The 16412-nt window shown below is 48.2% G+C and carries 10 protein-coding genes; 4 read left to right on the forward strand and 6 right to left on the reverse strand.

Features of this window, described 5'->3' with window-relative positions:
- The first annotated feature begins 100 nt into the window (after positions 1-100).
- On the forward strand, positions 101-1684 hold the full coding sequence (locus ACTQ16_RS04780; protein ID WP_441936365.1) for a DUF3843 family protein: 1584 nt from the start codon (positions 101-103) through the stop codon (positions 1682-1684).
- A 165-nt stretch (positions 1685-1849) separates the two neighbouring features.
- Here the strand turns inward: ACTQ16_RS04780 and ACTQ16_RS04785 are convergent, their stop codons facing one another.
- Positions 1850-3298 carry an AAA family ATPase gene (locus tag ACTQ16_RS04785; protein WP_441936367.1) on the reverse strand — a complete coding sequence of 483 codons (1449 nt, stop codon included), beginning with the start codon at positions 3296-3298 and terminating at the stop codon, positions 1850-1852.
- Between the two features lie 179 nt (positions 3299-3477).
- Positions 3478-4830 carry an alpha/beta hydrolase family protein gene (locus ACTQ16_RS04790; RefSeq protein ID WP_441936369.1) on the reverse strand — a complete coding sequence of 451 codons (1353 nt, stop codon included), beginning with the start codon at positions 4828-4830 and terminating at the stop codon, positions 3478-3480.
- Positions 4831-5003: 173 nt separating this feature from the next.
- Between ACTQ16_RS04790 and ACTQ16_RS04795 the strand changes: the two genes are divergently transcribed.
- Positions 5004-5537, forward strand: a complete 534-nt coding sequence (locus ACTQ16_RS04795) for a TIGR00730 family Rossman fold protein (protein ID WP_441936371.1) — start codon at positions 5004-5006, stop codon at positions 5535-5537.
- 202 nt (positions 5538-5739) lie between these two features.
- On the opposite strand, the gene ACTQ16_RS04800 is transcribed toward ACTQ16_RS04795, so the two are convergent.
- Together ACTQ16_RS04800 and ACTQ16_RS04805 are read right to left on the reverse strand one after the other, a co-directional pair.
- Entirely contained in the window at positions 5740-6927 is a 1188-nt protein-coding gene (locus ACTQ16_RS04800; protein ID WP_441936372.1) for an FprA family A-type flavoprotein, read from the reverse strand.
- A gap of 110 nt (positions 6928-7037) precedes the next feature.
- Positions 7038-7973 carry a carbohydrate kinase family protein gene (locus ACTQ16_RS04805; RefSeq protein WP_153122171.1) on the reverse strand — a complete coding sequence of 312 codons (936 nt, stop codon included), beginning with the start codon at positions 7971-7973 and terminating at the stop codon, positions 7038-7040.
- A 119-nt stretch (positions 7974-8092) separates the two neighbouring features.
- Between ACTQ16_RS04805 and ACTQ16_RS04810 the strand changes: the two genes are divergently transcribed.
- Together ACTQ16_RS04810 and ACTQ16_RS04815 are read left to right on the forward strand one after the other, a co-directional pair.
- Entirely contained in the window at positions 8093-9439 is a 1347-nt protein-coding gene (locus ACTQ16_RS04810; protein ID WP_441936373.1) for a M16 family metallopeptidase, read from the forward strand.
- Between the two features lie 133 nt (positions 9440-9572).
- On the forward strand, positions 9573-10235 hold the full coding sequence (locus ACTQ16_RS04815) for a GDSL-type esterase/lipase family protein (protein WP_441936427.1): 663 nt from the start codon (positions 9573-9575) through the stop codon (positions 10233-10235).
- A gap of 1088 nt (positions 10236-11323) precedes the next feature.
- On the opposite strand, the gene ACTQ16_RS04820 is transcribed toward ACTQ16_RS04815, so the two are convergent.
- Together ACTQ16_RS04820 and ACTQ16_RS04825 are read right to left on the reverse strand one after the other, a co-directional pair.
- Positions 11324-13813, reverse strand: a complete 2490-nt coding sequence (locus tag ACTQ16_RS04820) for a hypothetical protein (protein WP_441936375.1) — start codon at positions 13811-13813, stop codon at positions 11324-11326.
- A 208-nt stretch (positions 13814-14021) separates the two neighbouring features.
- Positions 14022-15734, reverse strand: a complete 1713-nt coding sequence (locus ACTQ16_RS04825) for a hypothetical protein (RefSeq protein WP_441936376.1) — start codon at positions 15732-15734, stop codon at positions 14022-14024.
- Between the last annotated feature and the right edge of the window lie 678 nt (positions 15735-16412).

Here is a 16412-nt window from a genome sequence, read left to right on the forward strand (position 1 = left end):
TGCCGAACGACTAACAAATAGATATAATAACCCGAGAAATAACGACATCGCATCACAACGAATATCGATTATAACCTCGAATAACAAAGAATCGAAAGATATGAAAAAGGTAATTTTCACCCAAGAATGGATGACAATGCATCCATACGAGAAACCAAATGAAGTAGATCAGTACTATACAGAACTGGCTAACGAAATATACCATGCCCTCGATGAGGCGTGCTTCACCCACCAGTTTAAGAACGTGGAAGAAGCCAAGCAGCTTGCACTCAGCATCGCCGGCTACTTTGAGGACGTCATCTCTGGTACCTGCATCTGGAAGACCTTTACTGCAGAATGCAAGAAGCGCTATGGCACTTACATTCCTTTCTACGAGAACGAGAAGGAATTTATCCAGAATACGCTGAACGATGATGAGTCTCCATACGATCCTGACGAAATCAACTATGCAGACATCAAGTTCCTGTGCTGGCACCATTACCAGCAGAGCAGTTATGTGCAAGAACCTGTGCCATTCCTGTTCAGCACCCTGGAGCTGGCAGCCAAGATGGCTTATAATGTGCTCGACAAGGAATACGAGACAGCGCCGGAGAACGAGCGTCTCTACGATTTCCTTTGCGAATTGCCAACCGATGAAGACAAGTTCTATGAATATCGCGATGCCTTAGCCTGGTTCCACTATGGCTGCTTCTTCAACGTGGGAAACCGCTTCCGCCTTCAGATGGAGCTGGAGCGCCTCGCCCACTCTCCACAGGGCTTCAATGATGTCATCGCCTACTCTATCCAGATAGAGCATACGATGAACAGCCGCAACAACCTCCTCGCCCTCACCTCTGCCGAATGGCTTGCCAAGGTGAGCGAACATCATCCTGCCCACAAACTCTGGACAGAAATCGACTACAAGGGCACCCGTGCCTTCAAGATGATCAAGGAGGATGAGAACTTCTTCTATCTGAAGGATTTGTATGATGCTTCTGAGAAAGATGCTTCTGATAAGGATGCTGAGGAAGAGAAGTTATATAGAGTTCGAAAGGATTCTACCAATATCGAAGATGCCAGCGCATTCCTCAGTGGCGAGCAGCTGATGGTTACCAATCTCTTCTACTTCGGTGGCGACTGGTGGCAGACGGGTGCTTTGCTGAACCCAAACTACGAGGAGAACAAGGAGCAGATTGAGGCAGAGAAGGCTCAGATGAACCACGAGCAGCCTATCAACGATTACAACCTGCTCAAGGCAAAGGGCTACGGTGATAAGTTCATCTTCCTGGAGGATGTCAAGACCTTGAAGAGTTTCCTAAAGGAAGTTGGTTTCGAATTACCAGCCAACATCAAGTTCCCTCCAAAGTACGAGAAGGGAATCATCGTTTGCGGAAGTCCATATACCGGAATCAATATCTGCTTCGGTATGGCTCACTGCATCGCATCGCCTGAGAATCCATATTACAACGCTGAGCATGCAGAGCTCGACAGCTTCAATATCATCTCTGGCTTGGGCCGTCCATTCCCTTACGAGATTGTGTGCAAGCTGATAGAAAACAATATGTTGCCTGATGCCAACCTCTTCACCAGCAAATATGTAAGAGAAATCGGTTTGAAGGTTACCCAGGCTTACATCCAGTTCCTTGCCGATTACTATCTGATGGGCAGAAAGGACAAGGATCTGTCGCCTGCTGAATTGTGGTAAATTCATATTGAAAAGAGCGGAAAAACAACTGTTAACTGTTAACTCTGTTAACCCCCGGTTGCTCTTCCGCTCTTTTATATTCTAGTATTTTCTCAGTTAGTTATTTCAAAATCACTAATTTAAAAATTGCTTGCAATAAAGAAATACTACAGCATAAAAACCATGTTATTCTAATTTGAACAAATCATCCAGCACCACCTCGTTCTGAATGTTTTGCCAACCGGCATTATGCTCCACACCATACGAAGTTATCATCGTTAGATGGAGAGTCTTCTTCGTTCCTGTAGCTTGCTTGAACAACTCCCTGCGCTTGATTAACCAAGCCGCATAATCGGGAGTGATAGAATAAGGATGATTCACGAATTTCATCTCACAGAGATTAATCGTCTTGTCTCCCCTATCAATTATCAAGTCAATCTGTGCCCCAGGTTGCTTATTACCCTCTGCATCCGTAAAAGCACGGCACGACCACGTGCAGATATTCGACAGAATACCACCGATTCCCAACTTCCTCTTGATTTGAGGAATATGATGCAGACAAACCTGCTCGAAAGCATAGCCCTCCCAACTGGAAATATCCATCTGGCGATGACTCCAATAATGCTCATCCTCACCATGATAATTCTTCACATACTTCAGATAGAAAAGCGAATACAGGTCGGTCAACTGATACATGAAATCCCTATCCGTCTTGCCAAAAGCCGAATATTTGCGGATGAAATCACAGTTGCATAAGTCGGAGAGCACGGTAGAAACATACCCAGAATCCTCCACCTTCAGCTCCTCTATCAACTCAGGGCGAGTCATTCCCTTCAGTTTCTTAGCCAAAGCCTCCACCACCCTTCTATAGAGCGTGGATTCCTTGAAGAGCGATTTGAAGAGAAAGCCATATTCGCTTCTCAAAGGGGCACTGGATGAGAAGAAGAGTTCATCGATATTCTGCGCCACGCTCAGCGAACGATTCAGCATATTGAGATAAAAAGGGGTTCCACCTATCGCCATATACAAATCGGCTATCTGGAAGCGCTCCATCGAGAATCCTCTTGAAACCAGAAACTCCTCCGTCTCTGCCAGATTGAACGGACGGAGATAGATGGAGCGAGTCACACGATTGTGCAAACCGCCCTTGTTGCCCAGCAAAGTATTCGTCATCCAGGTGGTTGCCGAACCACAAACTATCAGTTTCAGATTGTCCTGCTTCGAAGCCCACTCGTTCCAAAACAGTTCGAAAGCCTTGAGAAAGCGAGAATAACGGGTATCCAGCCAAGGCATTTCATCAAAGAACAAGAGTACTGGCTTTTCCTTTTTTAATGTCTCCAGATACTTGCGAAGCATAAACAGAGCCTCCATCCAGTCTTTTGGAGTTTTCTGATCCTTATGAGAATAAAACTCCAGCTGATGGGCAAAGTTTGCCAACTGCTCCTTACGGGTACCCTCATAGATACCCGTCATATAAAAGTCGTACTTATCGCCAAAGAACTTGTCGATAAGATAGGTCTTACCGATACGTCTTCTGCCATAAACAGCCACGAACTCCGCCCTAGGAGATTCGTAAATCTCCTGCAACAGAGCCATCTCACGCTGTCTTCCTATAATTCCATTAAAAGTACCCATACTTGCAAACTTTATATTTTGTTGGGTGCAAATATACAACTTTTTCTCGGGAAACACAAGCAAAACGCAAAAGTTTACTACGCTAACGCCTTTTTTTTAGGGGTTAGCGTAGTAGACTTTTGATATTTAAGAGAAGAAGGTACAGAAAAACAGCTGTTAACTGTTAACTCTGTTAACCCCTATTTCAGATTCTTATCCAGAAACTCCAGCATTTTCTCCTGCGCTTTCAATCCGCAGGAATGAGGAATTTCCCAAAGTTCCGTATCCAGCAGATTATCTGCTCCCTGACTCTTCCAAACCTTGCGCATTTCGGCGAAAGCATCCTTTACACCAGGCACAGGGAAGAGCTTGTCTTTTGTGCCGTTGATAAAGAGCATCGGCTTCGGACAGGCGAGGGAGGCGATGTGAGGATAGTCGAGATATTGGCGGAGAGCGGGGATGCAATTCGCAAAACCGCCATTCTCCTTTCTTCCAAATCTTCGGGTAAGCTGAGCGTCCGTAGTAATCATCCAACAGATAGAAACACCCGCCTTGATTCTATCCGATAATGCAGAGAGCATCCACGAGCGATAGGCTCCCATCGAACAGCCCACGCATCCGATACGCTTCGCATCTACCATCGGCAGAGAAGCCAGGAACTCGGTGCTGGAAATATCATCGTAAGTCATGAAGGCAGAGAGGTCTCTACCCAGCATCATCATGTTGCCGGCTATCAGGTCGTATTTGTTTCTATCCACGCCCTCCTTCCGGCCTCGTTCTCCCCACATCGGCGCATCAATCGAAAGCACCACATAGCCATGCTTCGCCAGGTAATCGCCCACGTACTGCCCCTCATAAAGCTGGTTTACCCACGCATCCGCATCATCCAATATTTCCTGGTTGGCAGCCTTCTTCTTTTCAGAAATCTTCCCATCCGCATCCTGCTCTTCAGAAGCGATAAAGAAAGGGCGAATCATCTTCTCCTTTCCGATAAAGAGATGGGCACCATGGTCGTGAAGCGCCACCACGGCTGGGAATTTTCCAGCTTTCTTATTCTGAGCAGAAAGCAGCAATCCATCTTCTGCTTTCGAGTTCTTTCCATCTTCTGCGTTCGAGTTCTTTCCGTAATCAGAATCCGGAATCAGGAGATAAGCCGTAATTCGGGAATAGGCGTTGATATTGAAGGCAATTTTCTGCGCTTTATATCCGTCTCTCTGTTCCTCGCCCAATACTTCCATATCCCAAGCCGCAGCCGCTTTCGGAGGCGTCATCATGCATTCGAATACCTTCGCCCTTGCCGCCTTCTTCCACTTCTTGAAGTTCTTAATCGGACTGTTTCCCCAAGCCATCGGATAGGTCAGTTCCTTCTTCAGCGTTTCTACATAGGTAGGAATCTCTCCCTGCCATTCATACTTCTCCCGCTTCTGAAGCTTCGGCTTCGAAGGGGTTTGTGCAAGCGACACAGGTGTTTTTGCAAGCGACACAGAGGTCTGAGCAAGCGACACCGACGCCTGCAACAATGCAATAATACTATATGTGATAATCCTTTTCATTCTCTTGTATCGTTTATAAGATTTCTATCTTTTTGTTTATAAGATTAGTTATAGTTTGCAAAATTAAGAAATTATCCGCAAAAAGAGCCCAATTATCTCGATATTTTTGCGTACCTTTGCCTAAACATCAATAAATAACGGATAAAACATTATCAAATAGAAGATAAAGCAATATGAAAATAGCAGTTTTTTGTTCAGCAAATAAGAATATCGACCCCGACTTCTTCACATTGACAGAAGAGATGGGAAAGTGGATGGCTGAGAACGGACACGACCTGGTTTTCGGCGGCTGCAACTCCGGTCTGATGGATTGCATCGGCAAGGCAGTGAAGGCGAATGGCGGCAGAACCATCGGTGTGGTTCCTACGCTTGTAGAGCGAGGCGGCAGAACCTTCCCAGACCTCGACATCGAGATTCCGTGTGATAATCTCAGCGACCGCAAGGACCTGATGCTCGCCCAGAGCGACATCTTCGTAGCCCTTCCTGGCGGCGTCGGCACCCTGGATGAAATCTTCACCATCGCCGCCGCCCACACCATCGGCTACCACCACAAGATGGTGATTCTCTACAACATGAAAGGCTTTTGGAACTCCACCATCGCTCTGTTGGATGATATGGCAGAGAAAAACATGATTCGCGGCGATTGGCGAGATGTGATTGAAGTGGCGGATAACCTGGAAGAGCTGGCTAAGTTCTGCGAGGCATAGAACCCTCTATGGACATCATTTCACTGAAAATTTTCGTGTCAAGACACATATTTTTGCAGCAAAAGTACACTTTTTACTCGACTTCACCAAGTTTTATCGTAATTTACACGGAATATTTAAGGTATTTAAACAAAGAAAGAGCGGAAAAACAACTGTTAACTGTTAACTCTGTTAACCCAGTTGTTCTTCCGCCCTTAAACTTTTATTCCGCCAGCAGCTTCTCAGCCATTGCCTTACCCAGAGCCTCGCACTGCGCCTTGACCTCTGGAGTAATCGCCTGCTTCATATCTACCGGCTCACCCACTGGCTCGTAGTGGAGCTTGGTTTCGTTCCACTCCTGAATCTTAGCCACAGCCTTGCTTGCCCAGCAATGAGAACCGTACCAGCCAAGGAGATGGTTCTTGATGTCCTTATTGGCAAGCTCGGAGAGGAGAACCTCCATCTCGTGATAAAGACCGGCATTGTAGGTTGGAGCACCCACGATAAGACCCTTGTAGCGGAAGATGTCGCGCAGGATGTAGCTGTGGTGAGTCTTCGAGATATTATACATCACGATGTTCTTCACGCCAGCCTTGCTTGCTGCACGGGCGATGATTTCGGCCATACGCTCGGTGTTGCCGTACATGGTGCCGTAGCAGATAACGAGGCCCGGCTCAGTCTCGTACTTCGACATCTTATCATACATGCCGATTACCTTCTCAATATGCTCGTGCCAAACAGGACCATGGGTTGAGCAGATATAATCCAGCTCCACGCCAGCCAACTTCTTCAAGGCATTCTGAACAGGGATTCCATACTTACCCACAATGTTTGAGTAGTAGCGAACCATCTCCAGCCAGAAAGTCTCGCAGTTGATTTCCATATCGATGATTCCGCCGTTCAGCGCGCCGAAGCAGCCGAAGGCATCGCCCGAGAAGAGCACCTTGTTCTTCGCATCGAGGGTTACCATGGTTTCTGGCCAGTGAACCATAGGGATGAGAACGAAGCTCAGCTCGTGGTTGCCCAGAGAGAGGGTTTCGCCATTCTTCACCTCTACCACGTCATCAGTTACGCCATAGAAGCCTTCGAGCATTCCCAGGGTCTTCTTGTTGCCCACAATCTTGATGTTAGGGTAATATTTCTTGATGAGGGCGATGGAACCGCTGTGGTCAGGTTCCATGTGGTTGATGATGAGGTAATCGATTTCACGGTCACCAATCACCTCGTGAATGTTCTCGAGGAACTGGGTGAAGAAATCTACCTCTACAGTATCTACCAGCGCTACCTTCTCATCGTCAATGATATACGAGTTGTAGCTCACTCCGTTAGGCAATGGCCAGAGGCCCTCAAAACGATGCTTGTTGCGGTCGTTAACGCCTACGTAATAAATCTTGTTTGTAATTTCTGTCATATTATTTACTTTGAACTTTGAGATTTGAACTTTGAACTTTGAGATTTGAACTTTATGATATGCTGTTTCTCAAACAACTTCTACTAATCATAAAGTTCAAAGTTCCCAGTTCAAAGTTCCAAGTTTTTTCTTTCTCCGAATTCCTTGGAAACATAATTGTAGATGTCCTTGCAGCATTCGGTGGAGAAATCCTGGGCCGATGCAAGCAGGCTATCCCATTGCGCCTCAGATAAGCCGCGGTCGATATCCTCGCGGGTGATTCCATCCTTGATCAGTCCGAACACGAAACCGGCATTGAAGTTATCGCCGGCACCGATGGTGCTCACCGGCTTCATCTTCTCCGAAGGATAACTCTTGGCAAAGCCGTTCTCGGCACGAACCTCTACAGGCTCAGCGCCCTGGGTGCAGATAAACTTCTTGCAGTAGAAACTGATTTCGGCATTATACACCTTGTCAGCCTCCGGTTTCTTATAGAGGATTCCGAAGTCCTCGTGGCTGCCACGAACGAAATCGGCGTGCTCCAGGTTCTCTATCAGATTAGGTGTAATCTTCATAATCTCATGCTGATGAGAAGAGCGGAAGTTTACATCATAATAGAGGATGGCGCCACGACTCTTGGCGTACTCCAGGAAGCCTGCCACCTGAGGACGGACCACAGGATTCAGGGCGAAGAACGAACCGAAGAGCACGATGTCATCGGGATTGATTTCGGGAGTGGCAAACTCCAGCTGGTCGTGAGGATGATCCTTGTAGAAAATGTAGTCAGCATTGTTGTTCTCGTCGAGGAACGCCAGCGAGAGTGGCGACTTCGAATCAGGGAAGATACTCACGTTGTCAGCATTCACCCCATTATCTCTCAAGAACTGAATCACATACTCTCCGATACGGTCGTTGCCCGCCTCGCTGATAAACGAAGCATTCACGCCCGCACGTCCCAACGAGATGACTGCATTGAACGATGAGCCACCCGGTACTGCCTCTATCGGCTTGCCGTTCTTGAAGATGATGTCAAGCACGGTCTCTCCTATTCCTATAACCTTACGCATTGTTTATGTCTCTTTTATATTGTTTTTGGGGACAAAGATAAGTCTTTTTGGCGATAATGCAAAATAAATGCCCAATATTTTGGATAAATTACATTTTGAATGTAACTTTGCACCTTGAAATGAAATACAATACTTATACATTAGACAACGGACTCCGCATCATCCATCTGCCATCAGATAGCAAGGTGGTGTATTGCGGCTACCAGATAAACGCCGGCACCCGCAACGAGGAGCCGGGCGAGGAGGGGTTGGCGCATTTCTGCGAGCACGTCACCTTCAAGGGCACCGAGCGACGCAAGGCGTGGCACATTCTCAACTGCCTGGAGAGCGTGGGCGGCGACCTGAATGCCTACACCAACAAGGAGGGCACGGTTTATTACTCTGCCATCCTGAAGGAGCACATCGCAAGAGCCGTGGACCTGCTTTCCGACATCGTCTTCCACTCGGTTTATCCGCAAGCGGAGATAGACAAGGAGGTGGAGGTGATCTGCGATGAGATTGAGAGCTATAATGATTCGCCAGCCGAACTGATATATGATGAATTCGAGAATATCCTCTTCAAGGGTTCGCCGCTGGGGCATAATATCCTGGGCACTGCCGAGCAGGTTCGCTCCTTCAAGACGGAGGATGCGCTCCGCTTCACAAGGAAGCTTTATCGGCCGGATAATGCGATATTCTTCGCATACGGGGATATCGATTTCAAGAAGCTGGTGAAGCTTATCAGGAAGGCTTTGGGAGAGTGCCCAAAAGTCCGAGAGCTTGCTTGCTCGGCGGATTGCAAATCCGCCGAAACGCCTACGGAAGAAAGGATTGCAGAAGAAACGCCTACAGGCGAAACACCTACGGAAGAAATGGAAGCAGGCGATGCAAATCATAAAGTTCAAAGCTCAAAGTTCAATGTTCAAAGTAAAGTCGCGGGAAAGACGATTGTAATGCAGAAGAATACGCATCAGGCTCATGTGATGATAGGAACCCGCGCTTACGATGTGAACGACGACCGCCGAATGCCGCTCTATCTGCTCAATAATATGCTGGGCGGACCGGGTATGAACGCCAAGCTGAACCTCGCCCTCAGAGAGCACAACGGACTGGTTTACACCGTAGAAAGCACGATGGTGGCTTATGGCGACACGGGCACCTGGAGCATCTATTTCGGATGCGATGAACACGATGTGAAGCGCTGCCTCAGACTGGTCCGCAAGGAGCTGGATAAGTTCATGCAGAAGCCATTGAGCGATGCGCAGCTCAAGGCTGCCAAGAAACAGATTAAGGGCCAGATAGGCGTGGCCTGCGACAACCGTGAGAACTTCGCCCTCGACTTCGGCAAGAGCTTCCTGCACTATGGCTGGGAGAAGAACGTTGACCGCCTCTACGAGCAGGTGGATGCGATTACCGCCGCCCAGATTCAAGCCGTGGCTCAGGAGCTGTTTGATAAAGACAGACTCACCACCCTGATTTTCAAGTAGTTCTTAACAGGAAGCCAAAAAGCAGAAGCCATTGCCCACACGCCCTGAAAGGCAGAGGCAACGCCCCAAACGCCCTGAAAGGGCAAAAGCTTTAAAATACACATTTAATAACTAACTTAATATAAAATTTATGATGAAAAAAATCATGTTATCAATCTGCCTTCTCTGCGCCTGCACTACCTTACAGGCTCAAGGACGCAAGCACACAACTTTCTTTGATCAGAGAGCTACACTCTTTGAAGTTCTCCCAACCAGCAAGAAGGACATCATTTTCCTGGGCAACAGCATCACCAACGGAGGTGAATGGGCAGAACTACTTGACAACCCACACGTCAAGAACCGAGGAATCAGCGGCGATAGAGCCGATACCATGCTCGACCGCCTCCACGTCATCACCAAGGGCAAGCCAGCCAAGATCTTCCTGCTCATCGGCATTAACGACCTCGCCGGCGGCCGCAGCGTCGAGGACATCGCCAAGGACATCGATGAGATTGCTGAACGGATCAAGAACGAATCTCCTTCTACCCGACTCTATCTGCAGAGCGTTCTGCCGCTGAACCCAAAGTTCAACATGTTTGTTGACCACATGAGCCGCAAGAAGGATGTTCCTGCCCTCAATGCCCTGATCAAGGAAATCGCCAACCGACGTGGCTTGACCTACATCGACCTCTTCTCTGAGTTCGTGGCTCCTGGAACCCAGGACATGAACCCGGATTATACCAACGATGGCTTGCATCTGCTCGGAAAAGGCTACCAAAACTGGGTAAGAATCCTGAAGCCATATCTTGGAAAATAAATTCAAAAGAGATATATTTACCTACATATCAATAAGTTACGTAATTTCTTCTATGTAGTAAATCTCAAAATCATCCTCGAATAGGGATATAAACAAAGAAAATCGGGCTGTTAACTGTTAACCTGTTAACCAAACCGATTTCCTTTTATATATATGTATGTCTGTCTGATATTCAATGTTAAACGAAAAAAGGAGCATCATCCGCTCCTCAATCCCAGGAAAGCCCTGTTGACTCTCCCTCTGCATCTCGGAAGCCCATATTGGCTTCCTACTTTGCTTCAATTACTGTTTTCTGAACTTTTAAAGTTCCTTACCTCGTTGGCTTATTACTTAAGCGAGCTTGTTGCTTGCTGCACCAACTGTTGCAGCAAATGCTACTACTGCTGCGAATGCAATTCCTAATACTAACATAACTTTTCCCTTTCTTAACTTTAAATCAAACTTATCCTTTTTATTAACAATCTTTTATTGTTATCCCTTTTTCAATCTTTACCTAGATTCTAATACCTTCGTATCCTGATGTAATCAATCTTTCTTCCTTATAATCAATACCTTTCGTATCCTGATATTATCAATCTTTTATCCTTTTTTCTTATTTCCGATGCAAAGGTACGAGCTTTTGTGTTCGCGTACAAATATTTCAGGAGAAAAGTTTCAGAACACCCCGATTTCTTGATTAAGGTCAAGAACCTTTACATTTCCGTTACAGAAGAAGGCGATATTTTTAAAGCTTTTGCCCTTTGCCTTCGGTCGGTGACCGTTGGTTCAGGGCGAACTGATAAAAGCGAAGGAGAGCCTTTCGCTAGGCATCAAGCAAAAAATACGTCCGATAGGCGTCCCGCCGGATTTGAAATCCGGCGTTAAAAAAGGTCCTTACCTATTGAAGATCTGCGGATTTGAAATCCGCAGCAAGCAAGATTGCTTTCCCTATTGGTGTTGGGGGATTGCAAATCCCCCGATTTTAATAGGTCGAATCTTTTTGACGGCGGATTGCAAATCCGCCGGGACACCTGACGGGAGTCAATCAAAACGCATTCATAATCTCATAGAACATCCGTGTAATCCGCATAATCCGTGCCTAACCTATTCTACGCAGCCATTCCCGGCGTTCCGTAGTGCCCGTACTTGCCGATGAACTTGGCGGTCTTGGAGAAGGTGCCGTCTTCGTTCTTCACGATGAAGCCACGCTTCTTCCAGGTGCACAGGAGAACGGCAAGCTTGGTCTTGGTGCCATGAACCATGCAGACTTCCTGAATCTCTGCCTTATCGAAAGTATCATGAACGAAGAGCAGAAGATTGCTCACACCGGATGCATGATAGATAGAACGGTTGTCTGCATCTATCGCCTCCTGCATCTGATTGCCGAAGAAACGCATCTTGCACCACAAATCATACTTCACGCTCCATACGATGAAATCCTCTATCGCCTTCTCCCACTTCTCGCCATTCGCCAGATAGAGCACCATCGCCCTGCGGAAACCATTCGCCAAACCACGCTTGGCAAACTCGGCGTAAGGCTTGTTGTAAGCCAGCTGAGCCAGCTCCATGAGCTCACTGCCCAGGCGCTCGATAAGCTGGCGAGCCTTCCTGCACTCCTTGAAACCGCTGGCGGCATTCAGCTGATGGATGTAAGGAGCCAGCTGCGACTTGAACTGCGCATCATATTCCCCCACAACCGGACAAGGAGCAAACTCTGAACGGAAGATGGTGGCAAGTGACAGGCGGCTCACGGCTCCATCAGCCACCTCACGAACCGAGAAGAACTTCTGGGTAACGGCGATGGTACTGGAAGCATTCCAGTTGAAACGGGTCTTCACGCGGGCAGTAACGCTCTTGGTGCCCACACGCTCCTGACCGTCCTCTGAATTGTCCCAGCAGAGACGAATCAGCTGGCTAGGGTCGTTGAACTTCCTGAGCATGTCCACCTCGTCCATCTTGCAGTAGAGATAGGCATCGCCAGCCTTCTGCGCATCGTCCAGACGCTGGATGTAGGCTGCACGGGTAAGGTCGGGCGAAACGATGCGGATGCAGATGTCTTCCGGGCGCACCGGCTTCTTCTTGTTGTCGCCCATGGTGTTCACCTCGTCCTTCCATTCCTGCTCCTTCTGACGGTTCACTTTATCCATCTGCACCAGGTCTTCGATGATGCTGTTGATAGGTCCGTTTACCGCCGATTTGCCTGACGACATCGGCGCTACGAGCAGATTCATCATCGCCGCCTCATGCACCTGATTGTCGATGTAGCGGAAGTTGACGCCCTTGAGATGAGCAGCCAGCGGAGGGAAGACCGCCATCGCCACAGGTGCCTTGAAATCATCCTCTACCTTGCTGGTGAGCAGCTTGATGAGCTTAGGCAGCTTGGCAGGCAACTGAGGCGGAACTTCGGCGTAGATTCCTGCCTTCTCGGTGGCTTGCTTGGCAAGATAGTTCTTGCGGGCGAGCTCCACCGCCTGCTTCACGAGCTGGGGCATTTCCGAGGACTGAGCCACCTTGCAGGCGCTCTCTACAGAGGCGAACGCCTTCGCCTCGTCTTCGCCGAAGATTTCGATTACCTGCTTTATCCAAGCCGCCTCGCTATTGCAGATGTATCTGAGCAGGCAGGCTTCACGATAGATGAAGTTGTTGCGGTTGCCATGGGCAGGAGCGCCGCCCATCAAATCCACCAGCGCCTTGGTAATCTCCTCATAAGGAACGCCATCGTAGGTCTGCTCATACTGCACGGTATTGGCAGCCCTTCTCGCCTTCTCCTCCTCGCTCTCGACAGGCTGGAAATCTACGGTTGGAGCGGAATCAATATCCATCGGACGGCCGTCGATATCCAGTCCTCTCTTTCTGTAAGCCTCACGATATTCAGCCACAGCTTCCTTATCCAGGTGCTTGTACCAGTCGTCGGCAGTATAGATCTGGCTGGCAGCATCAGTGATGAAGATGATGCGCTCAGGCGTAACGCAGCTTGGGTCTTCGGTGGCATGGATGAGCTTGCAGAAGGCGCTCTGAGCCTCAGCGATGGTCATCCCTACAGGGATGCGGATGTCGATGTGGGCCTTGTTGCGTGCCGAGCGTTCCACGTGAAGCACTTTTCCCTTCCAAAGCTCGATTTCATCGGCGGTGAACATCTGCTCACGGGCGGCTTTCTCCTGGGACTCATCAAACATTCCGTTCAGGAGCAGGGCTCTCTTCACGGCTCCTTCTACCTCCTCCGGATTATCGATGTCTACGGTAGTCTGGAAGGTGAAGGCCTCCGGGTCGATGGACTTCTGGGCACGGTGGTCGTCCAGGAAGTGGAAGTAGTGAGGCGAACGGAAAGGCAGCTGCTTCTTGAGTGCAGTAATCTGCTTGTCGAGCTGCTTGTAGGCCTCAGTCTGCTTCTGCTCCTCGCCCATCAGATTCTGCTTGGCGGTAAGGTCGCGAATCTGCCCCACGAGGGTGCTGAGCCAGGACTGCTTGGTGAGCTCGGTGTAGTAATCGAGGAGATAAGTAGCAATCTGCCCCATGTTTGCATTGCGATTAGGGTTCATTGCGATGAGGCGGCTGCTCATCTGCTTGCATTCATCAAAAGAAAGATTGTTGTTTACCATTTGAATATTATTTAGATTATACAATGACTGGATTATTGAAAACCAGCCACTTCTCTTCCGAAAAGCGATGCAAAGATAAACAAAAAAAAAGCCGTTTACAAGTTTTTTCTGAAATAAAAAAGCAGGGGTATAAGGAGGGTATAAAACAAGGTATAAAGAATCATCAAAGGGTATAAGAGGGGTATAAGCGAGGTATTAATATACCCCGCTAGCTACCATCTCCCGCCGTCATCTCGTCATCATTCTTGGTGTCCGGGGCTGGCACTTCCTTATCCACCAGTTTCGGCAAGATTTCCTTCAAATCCACATTCTCCAAATAGGATGTTTCGCCCAAAATCTTCTTGAAAGCATTCACAATATCGCAATAATGATTGAATCTTTCTATGCTTACCGAGCCCAACTTATCTGAATCAAGTTTCCACCATTCCAGAGCCGCATATTCGAATGGTGTAGATTTCACCTGCGCAAGATCCTTCCATTTGCAGAGCGGAGCACGCTCCGTATTCTCCGGAGGTAGTTTTTCATACAGGTGGGCCAGATGTTTGCAGAAGGCTGTAGGAGTTCCCATATTGAATAGCCCCCACCCGTTTAAGAGGCGGAACACAGGGAACCAGTCGGATTGACTTTTCACCAGCACTTCAGAACAGCCTTTTTTCTTATAAACCGCTATCTTCGGAATTACCAAATCAACCAGTTCTAAGAATTTCTCTTTCTTCACTTCGTTCGAAGGCTTGGCACCCACCGCCTTCATCGCCTTCATCGCCTCCAGCGATGCTGCATCACCGTGTTTTCCCCACTGCTTCACGTCATTCACCCTGCCGTTTATAATCATCAGGACGATGCCGGAAAGCAGCTGGAGCATCTTCTTGCGGGGCACACGCTTATAGAACATCTGGCGGAGGAAATCTACCGGGTCGGCCTTGAACGTGGGATAGAGCGAATAGGGGAAGGCGTGCAGCTGCTGTTCTATGGCGTCCAGCTGGTCCTTATAGTCGTAGGCGCCCGTCTGCTTCTTCTTGATGGCGATAGGCGCTTCTACGAAGAAAGACTGGGCTGCTCGCTCACGGTAAGCGGAACTGGTAATGAATCCCATCTCCGTATACAGTTGCTCGCCCATGCGATGGATTTCCTCATCGTCTATGAGGTCGAGGTTGTTGAGAATGCGGTTTCTCGTCTGCGTCATCTCGCGCGAATAATCGCTTCGCTGTATTTCCATAAAGCTGCTGAGCCGCTCCCTAGCCTCTTCCAGGTTGTCGCGCAGCTCTGCCTCCAGCGCCGCCCGGGAATCGGCATCAAGAGGGTTCTTATCGGCTTCAGCGGAATCTGAATCACGAGAGGAATCTGAATCATGAGAGGAATCTGAATCACGAGAGGAATCTGAATCATGAGAAGAATCTGAATCATGAGAGGAATCTGAATCCCGTGAGAGTTGCTCCTGGATGCTGATGATGTCGTTGATGACGCCTTCCAGCATCATGGTGCAATCGCTGAAACGGGTCAGCTTGTCGATGGGCAGAATGGGTCCGGAATAGTGCCAGTCGTCATAGATTCCGTCATCATAGATTTCCCTGCGCGCCTGCTCTATCTCCTGCTCAGATACATCTACCCGCGCCTCCACTATCAGCTGGAGTCCCGACTTCTCATCGGCTCCCTCCTTGCTGTTGCTTCCCAGGCATCGGGTGCGCAGGTTCCTGCCCTTCCGGGCGATGATGAGGGTTCTTACGTCCTCGCCTTCCAGGGCTGAGACATAGCCGATGAAAAGCTGCTTGTCGTAAGCTTTCACAGCCAGCATATCAAAGGGATTGGCGTCATCGGGCACAAGGCAGATGGTTCTGCCCTCTGCCTCCCTGGCGTATTCTACCTCACGACCTTTCACGTCGTTGTGGGTAAGACCTACTATATGGAATTTCAGTTTCTTCATTGTCGTTTTTATGTTTGATATTGTTTGTTGTCAGCCGCAAAAGTACGGTTTTTTGATGACACCACCAAGCATACTTGTTTAAATTTCCTAAAAGGGCATCTGGGAGCAGCAGGGTTAACAGGGTTAACAGTTAACAGCTGTTTTTTCCTACCTCCCCCTTGCGTACCTTATTATATTAAATATATATATATACTTATTTTTATATGTGTGGGAGGGGGAGTATGCATTTTTGGGGTGTTAACTGTTAACCTGTTAACTCTGCCCGGTTGATGAGGAGGAGAATGGAGCAACGGGAGATGAGGGCTAAATGGGCTTATATGAAGGCTTTAACGGGTCATAAATGATGACCAGGGCCGGTCATCATTTATCGTTAGAATAAGGACAAGAGAAGGCAGAATACTACGATTTCACATCGGCCAACCCATGACTTCCCTGGCAGAAAACCATGAGTTGCGGGGCAGAAAACTATGGATTAGTTTTTTTAACGTTACATTTTCTATATATTTTTCATGCATGTTCTATGGGATTCCGTTTTTTTTAATACCTTTGCTGCCAAATTATTAACAATAAATTTTTAAACGTATGAATTCAAAATCAGCAGCAAAATTGGCTGCATGCGCCTCACTAGCGCTATTTTTGAGTGGAATTCCTTCACAGAAGGCCTGCGCGCAAGAGCAG

This window comes from Prevotella sp. LCP21S3_D2 (assembly GCF_052118345.1).
Taxonomy (GTDB): domain Bacteria; phylum Bacteroidota; class Bacteroidia; order Bacteroidales; family Bacteroidaceae; genus Prevotella.